This is a genomic window from Streptomyces sp. NPDC044063 (genome assembly GCF_056434285.1).
On sequence record NZ_JBWKFM010000019.1, the window covers coordinates 138668 to 146514 of the forward strand.

8 protein-coding genes and 1 rRNA gene are annotated in these 7847 nt (G+C 70.6%); 2 read left to right on the top strand and 7 right to left on the bottom strand.

Annotated features, from left to right (window positions below; translation table 11 throughout):
- Positions 1-364: 364 nt before the first annotated feature.
- Together AC07BS_RS23170 and AC07BS_RS23175 are read left to right on the top strand one after the other, a co-directional pair.
- Positions 365-1165, top strand: coding sequence for an ECF subfamily RNA polymerase sigma factor, BldN family (locus tag AC07BS_RS23170; protein WP_478647290.1), 801 nt, complete (start codon positions 365-367; stop codon positions 1163-1165).
- 215 nt (positions 1166-1380) lie between these two features.
- Positions 1381-2562 carry a DUF5667 domain-containing protein gene (locus AC07BS_RS23175; RefSeq protein ID WP_478934150.1) on the top strand — a complete coding sequence of 394 codons (1182 nt, stop codon included), beginning with the start codon at positions 1381-1383 and terminating at the stop codon, positions 2560-2562.
- A gap of 72 nt (positions 2563-2634) precedes the next feature.
- Here AC07BS_RS23175 and AC07BS_RS23180 read toward each other — a convergent pair whose 3' ends face one another.
- From AC07BS_RS23180 to rrf, 7 genes are all read right to left on the bottom strand, one after another.
- Positions 2635-3672, bottom strand: coding sequence for a lysophospholipid acyltransferase family protein (locus AC07BS_RS23180; protein ID WP_478934152.1), 1038 nt, complete (start codon positions 3670-3672; stop codon positions 2635-2637).
- A gap of 14 nt (positions 3673-3686) precedes the next feature.
- A complete protein-coding gene (locus AC07BS_RS23185; protein WP_478647295.1) occupies positions 3687-4733 on the bottom strand; it encodes an NAD-dependent epimerase/dehydratase family protein in 1047 nt (348 codons plus the stop codon).
- Positions 4734-4926: 193 nt separating this feature from the next.
- Complete coding sequence (locus tag AC07BS_RS23190; RefSeq protein WP_003948845.1) at positions 4927-5025, bottom strand: 30S ribosomal protein bS22; 99 nt, start codon at positions 5023-5025, stop codon at positions 4927-4929.
- Positions 5026-5135: 110 nt separating this feature from the next.
- Positions 5136-5345 (bottom strand): helix-turn-helix domain-containing protein, encoded by a 210-nt coding sequence (locus tag AC07BS_RS23195; protein ID WP_154080489.1) that lies wholly within the window; start codon positions 5343-5345, stop codon positions 5136-5138.
- Positions 5346-5473: 128 nt separating this feature from the next.
- Positions 5474-6319 (bottom strand): phosphatase, encoded by an 846-nt coding sequence (locus AC07BS_RS23200; RefSeq protein WP_478934154.1) that lies wholly within the window; start codon positions 6317-6319, stop codon positions 5474-5476.
- Positions 6320-6456: 137 nt separating this feature from the next.
- On the bottom strand, positions 6457-7632 hold the full coding sequence (locus AC07BS_RS23205; protein WP_478934156.1) for an acetoin utilization protein AcuC: 1176 nt from the start codon (positions 7630-7632) through the stop codon (positions 6457-6459).
- A gap of 120 nt (positions 7633-7752) precedes the next feature.
- Positions 7753-7847, bottom strand: a 5S ribosomal RNA gene (gene rrf / locus AC07BS_RS23210); the annotation flags it as partial.

Here is a 7847-nt window from a genome sequence, read left to right on the forward strand (position 1 = left end):
CAATACGGGCGACACCTCCGGCGCGCCTCCTGGCCACGGCCCGTAACCGAACTGGCCGCACAGGCAATCCTGTTGTCATACCCCCACATGGCCCACGACAGTCCTGCTGTGTCCGGATTGCCACAACACGCTGCCCAATCGGCCACACCCTCAGCAAATCCGGTCAACTTCCATCGTGGGTTCGACATTTGATCTGTCATCAATGGCACCCAGATCGAACGGAAACGATGATTTAAGCAACTCGGTGTAGCGCTGCCTGTACGAAGGGTTATTCTCCTCAGACGCAAGCCGGTACCCGCTTGTCCCTACGACGAGTGAACGGTCCCGCACTGCACGTGATGGAAGCTCTGCCTCTGGGAGTCCCGTGTACCCACACGTCGGGGTTGACGCCTCGGGCCTGGCTACGCTGCGCGCGGCGGTCCTCGACCGTCTACGCGGCTTCGTCCCCACCGCGTACGCCGTCCCCGCCTTCGCCCTGCCGGTCCCTGCCATGGCGGGGGGCCCTGCCGGCCCCTGCTACGCCCTCGCCGAGAGCAGCGCGGCCGTCGGCAGACGCGCCCGCCGAGGAGCCGGCTCCGGAACGTCCACGACGACCCGCCGCCCGAGCGCCGACAGCGACAGCGCCCGCATGCTCGACCTGGTCGAGCGCGCCCAGGCGGGCGAGGCCGAGGCCTTCGGCCGCCTCTACGACCAGTACGCCGACACCGTCTACCGCTACATCTACTACCGCGTCGGCGGCCGGGCCACGGCGGAGGACCTGACCAGCGAGACCTTCCTCCGCGCCCTGCGCCGGATCGGCACCTTCACCTGGCAGGGCCGCGACTTCGGCGCCTGGCTCGTGACCATCGCCCGCAATCTGGTCGCCGACCACTTCAAGTCGTCCCGGTTCCGGCTGGAGGTCACCACCGGGGAGATGCTCGACGCCAATGAGGTCGAGCGCAGCCCGGAGGACTCCGTCCTCGAATCGCTTTCCAACGCCGCCCTGTTGGAGGCGGTGCGCAAGCTCAATCCTCAGCAGCAGGAGTGCGTCACCCTGCGCTTCCTGCAGGGTCTGTCGGTCGCCGAGACCGCCCGTGTCATGGGCAAGAACGAGGGCGCGATCAAGACCCTCCAGTACCGAGCGGTACGCACCCTGGCGAGACTCCTCCCGGACGACGCCCGCTGACGCCACGCCCACCCGATGCCCAGGTTCACTCACCGGCGGACACCTCGTCCCGGCCGCGTAACCCGACTGCCGCGCCGCTCGTTGTCCGGGATGCAGACTTCCCGATGCCACGTCGCACCCCTGATCACTCACTCGATCGAGTGGATGTTCTCAAGGCGTGCAACCCTTCAGGTGCCCACGGGAGTCGGACGTCATGACGAGAGGAGGTGCCGCCTGTGATCGCGAATGTATCGGCGCACCGGCGGGCGAACGCCTTCGCCCAGGCCCTGGAGGACCAGGAAGTCCAGCGTGCTGCGGCCGCACAGCCCGACCCACCGGCGGAAGACGCCGAGCAGGCAAAGCTGTTGGCCCTGACGAGCGGTCTCGGCGCACTACCGGCGCCCGAGCTGGACGCCGAGGTCAAAACCGTGCAGCGGGCGCAGCTGATCGCCGCCATGGAAGCCCAGTTCGCCGGGGAGGCGGCCGTGCCGCCGCAACGCTCCGGCCGTGGCGCGCACCGCGCGCTGAGCCGGCTCAGGCCGCGCTCCCGCTGGTCCAAGGGGCTCGCGGCGGGCGGGCTCACGGTCGGCGTGGCCGCGGGTGCCTTCGGCGGCGTGGCGACGGCCAGTTCCAACGCCCTGCCGGGGGACACGCTCTACGGCCTCAAGCGCGGCATGGAGGATCTCAAGCTCGGCATGGCCGACGGTGACTCCGCCCGCGGCGGGCTGCTCCTGGACCAGGCGAGCACCCGGATGGGCGAGGTCCGCCGGCTGATGGAGCGCGGGCGCACCGGCGAGCTCGACCAGGACACCCTGGCCCAGATCCGCGGCACGCTCTCCGGCATGCGCCGCGACGCCGCCGAGGGCCACCGCCTCCTCCACGGCGTCTACGAGCGCGACGGCTCCCTCGGTCCCATCGAGCGGCTCTCGTCCTTCTCCGCCTCGCAGCGCGAGAGCTGGAGCAAGCTCCGCACCCGCCTGCCCCACCAGCTCACCGACGTGGCGGACGACGTGACCTCGGTCTTCACCGCCATAGACGATGACGTCGCGCCGCTGCGCTCCCTGCTCCCGGACGCCAAGCAGGGCAAGTCGGGCGGCACCGGCCGGGAGGGGGCCGCGGACCCCGGCACCCCGGGCGGCAAGGGCCACTCGGCGCCCGCGTCGAAGACCCCCGAGCGGTCCGACGGCAAGCGCGCGGGTGGGCGCCCCCAGCAGTCCTCGCCGGGCACCCACGACGAGCAGGAGGGCCTGCTGGGCGGTACGGGGCTCCTCCAGCCCCCGGCCGGCTCCGGCAGCGCCGGACCGGACCGGGCGCACGGCAAGGACGGCAAGCCGTCCAAGCAGCCCGACATCACGATCCCGCCGCTCCTCCCGGACATCCTGCCGGGGCTGGGCATCCACGGCGAGGACGACCGGTAGGCGAGAACGGCGGTCGGTGCTCTTCCTGCGGTCGGTGTACTTCGGAGCGAAGGGTCCCTGAAGGGGCCCGGCTCAGAAGAACACCGACCGCCGCTGCACGAGCAGCTTGTAGAGGGTGTGCTGGATCGTCTCCCGGACCTGGTCCGTCAGGTTGAACATCAGCATCGGGTCGTCGGCCGCCTCCGCCGGATAGCCGTCCGTGGGGATCGGCTCGCCGAACTGGATGGTCCACTTCGTCGGCAGCGGCACCAGCCCCAGCGGCCCGAGCCAGGGGAACGCCGGCGTCAGCGGGAAGTAGGGGATGTTCAGCAGCCGGGCCATCGTCTTGGAGTTGCCGAGCATCGGGTAGATCTCCTCGGCCCCGACGATCGAGCACGGCACGATCGGCGCCCCGGCACGCAGTGCCGTCTGTACGAAGCCGCCCCGCCCGAAGCGCTGGAGCTTGTAGCGCTCGGAGAACGGCTTCCCGATCCCCTTGAAGCCCTCCGGCATCACACCCACCACCTCGCCGCGCTCCAGGAGCTTCTGGGCGTCCTCGGCGCAGGCGAGGGTGTGGCCGAGCTTGCGGGAGATCTCGTTGATGACCGGCAGCATGAAGACGAGGTCCGCGGCGAGCATCCGGACGTTCCGCCCGGCCGGGTGGTGGTCGTGCACGGCCACCTGGAGCATCAGCCCGTCGACGGGCAGGGTGCCGGAGTGGTTGGCGACGATCAGGGCCGCGCCCTTCTCCGGGATGTTCTCGACGCCCTTCACCTCGACCCGGAAGTACTTCTCCTTGAAGGGCCGCAGGAGGGACATCACCACGTGGTCGGTGAGCTCCTGGTCGTACCCGAAGTCGTCGACCTCGTAGTCGCCGGTGATCCGGCGCCGCAGGAAGCTCAGCCCGTGGGCCAGCTTCCGCTCCCAGCCACCGGCCTCGGCCGGGACGTCGGCCGCGGCGGCGGGCGGCTCCGGACGGCCCTCGGCGGCGGGCGGGGCCGCCTCGTCCCGGGGCACCGGCACCGGTGCGAGCGGCGCCGCCGCCCGCTGCGTACGACCCGCTCCCCCGCGCCTGGCCTTCCTCTTGGCCCGGGGCTCCTCGCCGAACGGAATGACCTTCGCATCGGCCATGGTGCGTGCGCTCCTCAGTTCTGGCCGCGGCCGGCAGGCATCAGCGCGGCGATCCGGTCGACGGTACGGGCGAGGGTCTCGGGCGGGAGCAGCCCCGGGCCGCGGCTGCGGGCGAAGTCCTCGAACGCCTCCGGGGTGCTGTACCGGGGGCGGAAGCCCAGCGTCTCGCGCATCTGCGTCGTCTCCACGACGCGGCCGTGGGTGAGCAGCCGGATCTGCTCGGGCGAGAAGTCCAGGAAACCGGCCGACCGGAGCGCCGAGCCCACCCAGGTCACGGAGGGCAGGAAGAAGGGCAGCGTGGGGCGTCCGAGGCGCCTGGCGGCCTGGGAGAGCAGCAGCACACCGTCCCCCGCGATATTGAAGGTGCCGCTGTTGAGCGTGGAGCGGACGGGTTCGCCGGCGGCGATCCGCAGCACCTCGATCGCGTCGTCCTCGTGGACGAACTGCAGGCGCGGGTCGAAGCCGAGCACGGTGGGCAGCACGGGCAGCGAGAAGTACTCCGCGAGCGGTGAGTCGGCGCAGGGCCCCAGGATGTTCGCGAAGCGCAGGACGCACACCGCGACGTCGGGCCGGCGGCGGGCGAAGCCGCGGACGTAGCCCTCGACCTCGACGACGTCCTTGGCGAAGCCGCCGCTGGGCAGCGATTTGGGGGGCGTGGTCTCGGTGAAGACCGCGGGGTCGCGGGGCGCGGAACCGTACACGTTCGTGCTCGACTTCACGACCAGCCGCTTGACGGAGGGGGTCTTCTGGCAGGCACCGAGCAGCTGCATGGTGCCGATGACGTTGGTCTCCTTGACCGTGGCCCGGCTGCCGCGCTTGCCCAGGGGGGTGCCGTTGACGTCCATGTGCACCACGGTGTCCACGGACTGCTCGGCCAGGACCCTGCCGATCGTGGGGTGGCGGATGTCCGCCCGTAGGAATTCGGCCCCGCCGAGATGGTGCTCGGGTGGCACCGCGTCCACCGCGATGACCCGGTCGACGTCGGGCTCGCGCTGGATGCGCCGGACGAAACGACCGCCCAGTTGCCGTGCGACTCCGGTGACGAGCACGACCTTGCCCAAGATCAGCGCCTTTCTTCCCACCTGAGAGGTGCCCTGTCGCGGCCACCGTAGCGGGTCGTTGTTGCACTGTGATGACCGCCGGACGGGTCGGGCGTCATTTCAAGCCGTAGCGAAGGCTTTACTCCCCGCAACGCACCGCAGCCCTCCCACCGGGGACCGGTGAGAGGGCTGCGGGACGAGCACAGCGGCGTGCTTACTTCTTGTTGCGACGCTGAACACGCGTGCGCTTGAGCAGCTTGCGGTGCTTCTTCTTGGCCATCCGCTTGCGCCGCTTCTTGATAACAGAGCCCACGACTACCCTCGCTTACATCGATTCACTCGGTGCGGGGCGTCCGAGCCCACACGACCTACATCGGGCCAGCCTACCCGCCACCGGGCGATCAGCGTAATCCGAGGGGGGCCTCAGGCTGTTTCCACCCCCACGAAGGACTCCCGGAGGTACTCGTGAACCGCTTGCTCTGGGACCCGGAACGACCTTCCCACCCGGATCGCCGGCAGATGACCGCTGTGCACCAAGCGGTACACGGTCATCTTGGACACACGCATCACCGCGGCGACTTCCGCCACGGTAAGGAACACGACCTCGTTGAGAGGCCTTTCGCCAGCAGCCATGACACACCTGAACCTTCCGCACATGACGCGCACCGGCTTCCCCTCCGGTGACTCCTCGTCGCTGCGCGCTCACTCCCCAGGTTAGGGGCGGGTGATGCGAGTGGGGAAGAGGAGCAGCCATCGGCCGCCTACTGTGACAGACACGCTCGATTGAGTACATAGCGAGTAAGCGGTCGGTAGTAATCAGACCGCACAGTGTCATCAAGCGGAACGGCGACGGACACTCGCCCCTCGGCCTGCCCGACGAACGGCGCGGGGTCGTCGGAGTCGGCCAGCCCGATGGCCTCAATGCCCAGCTGACCTGCCCCGCAGACCCACCCGTGGTCCCCGACGACCAACGCCGGAAGGGGTCCGCCCCCCGCCGCCGCGGCTGCCAGCGCGGTACGAACCGGGAGCGGTGAATGCGTATGCGCGCCCGGCTCACTCCCGGCTTTTCGCGCGCCGGGTTCACGCATCAGCGCGACTCCCCGGACGTAGTCAAGGTTGTACGTGCGTACGCCGAACCGGGTCGTTATGTCGACACTTCGACCCTGCGCCGGGGTGAGGACGTGGCATCCCGCCGACGACAGGGCCGCCGCCAAGGAGGCGTAGAAGCCCAGGAGTCGGTGCGGGTGGCCCGTGCCCAGGAGCACCGGCGCGCCGGTGGCGGCCACCGTCGCGAGACGGTCCGCGAAGGCATCGAGTGCCACCATCGTGCGATCCGGGTCGATCACATCATGCCCTGAAGTGTCCTTGGGATCGGCCGAAACTCCACACCTTCTGCTCATCAGGCGCAACAAGTCATCGAAGCGCCAGTCATATTTCGGCTCCAGACCGATCAGCACCCGTGGGTCGCGGGCGACGAACAGCCGATAGCGCGTCAGACTCCGCTCCCGCGAGGTCGCCACGGCACCGGCGAGGCCGCTGGAGAGGAGGTGGGCACGGAGGGCACGGGGCCCGAGGACGACGGAGGAGCGGACGACGGGGCTCGGCACGCCGCCGATGCTCGCGGACCGGGCAGCGGTCCACGAGGCATTCCGTCACGGGGTCCCACGCGTGGGCTAACGGACCGTCGGGCGTTCGCCGAGGGCGGGGGGAGGAGGGGTTGGGGTCCGGTGGGGGCGGGGTCCGGTCACGGGAGCAGGCCGTGGGACGGGAAGACCGCCCGACGGGTCGCCAGGACCGCCTGGTCGAGCCGGTCGGCGGGGTCGTAGCCGCCGTCGGAGAAGTCCCGCCAGACGGGCTCACGCCCGTCCGTCATCCGCAGCGGCCCCAACTGCCTGGTCCGCCGGAAGACTTCGGCACGCCACTCCTCCGGCACCGCGGACTCCGGCTCCACCGGCCGGCCCGCCGCGATCCCCACCAGATGGGTCCAGGACCGCGGCACGACGTCCGCCACCGCGTAGCCCCCGCCGCCCAGAGCCACCCAGCGCCCCTGGGCGTGCTCGTGCGCCAGCCGGTGGCAGGCGTCCGCCACGAGCCGCTGGGCGTCGAGGGAGACGGCCAGGTGCGCCAACGGGTCCTCGAAGTGCGTGTCGGCCCCGTGCTGGGTCACCAGCGCCTCGGGCCGGAAGGCCGCCACGAGCTCGGGCACGACCGCGTGGAAGGCCCGCAGCCACCCGGCGTCCCCGGTCCCCGCCGGCAGCGCGACATTGACCGCGGTGCCCTCGGCACCGGGCCCTCCCGTCTCCTCCGGCCAGCCGGTCTGCGGGAAGAGCGTCCGGGGATGCTCGTGCAGCGAGATCGTGAGCACGCGGGGGTCGTCCCAGAACACCGCCTGGACCCCGTCGCCGTGATGGACGTCCACGTCCACGTACACGACCCTCCGGGCCCCCAGCTCGAGCAGCCGGGCGACGGCCAGGGCGGCGTCGTTGTAGACGCAGAACCCGGAAGCGCCGCCGGGCATCGCGTGGTGCAGCCCGCCGGCGAAGTTCACCGCGTGCAGGGCCTCTCCCCGCCACACCGCCTCCGCCGCCGCGACCGACTGCCCGGCGATCAGCGCGGACGCGTCGTGCATCCCCGCGAACGCCGGGTCGTCCGCCGTCCCCAGCCCGTACGAGGTGTCCGCCGACCGCGGATCGGCGGACGCCGCCCGCACGGCCTCGATGTAGTCCGGCCGGTGCACGAGCCGCAGCGTCGAATCCCCCGCGGGCGGGGCGGCCACCGTACGCGCCACCCGGTCCAGCCCGTACGCCTCCACCAGCCGCATCGTCAGCGACAGCCGGACGGGATCCATGGGATGCCCCGGCCCGAAGTCATAGCCCGTTACCGCCTCGTCCCACATCAGCTGTGTCAGCCCGCCGCTCATGGTCGACACCGTAACGGGCCCGGCGGGGGCGCCGTAATGGACGACCCCCGGAAAAACAAAAAAGCCGTAGGCCCTGGAATCAGATTTCTCTGTTTCCAGGGCCTACGGCATTCAAAAGGAGTTCGGCGGCGTCCTACTCTCCCACAGGGTCCCCCCTGCAGTACCATCGGCGCTGAAAGGCTTAGCTTCCGGGTTCGGAATGTAACCGGGCGTTT

What these genes read in the sequence shown, in the direction of transcription:
- AC07BS_RS23205 (WP_478934156.1), bottom strand. Translation starts at nt 7,632, where the DNA reads ATGAGCGGCGGGCTGACACAGCTGATGTGGGACGAGGCGGTAACGGGC.
- AC07BS_RS23180 (WP_478934152.1), bottom strand. Translation starts at nt 3,672, where the DNA reads ATGGCCGATGCGAAGGTCATTCCGTTCGGCGAGGAGCCCCGGGCCAAG.
- AC07BS_RS23195 (WP_154080489.1), bottom strand. Translation starts at nt 5,345, where the DNA reads ATGGCTGCTGGCGAAAGGCCTCTCAACGAGGTCGTGTTCCTTACCGTG.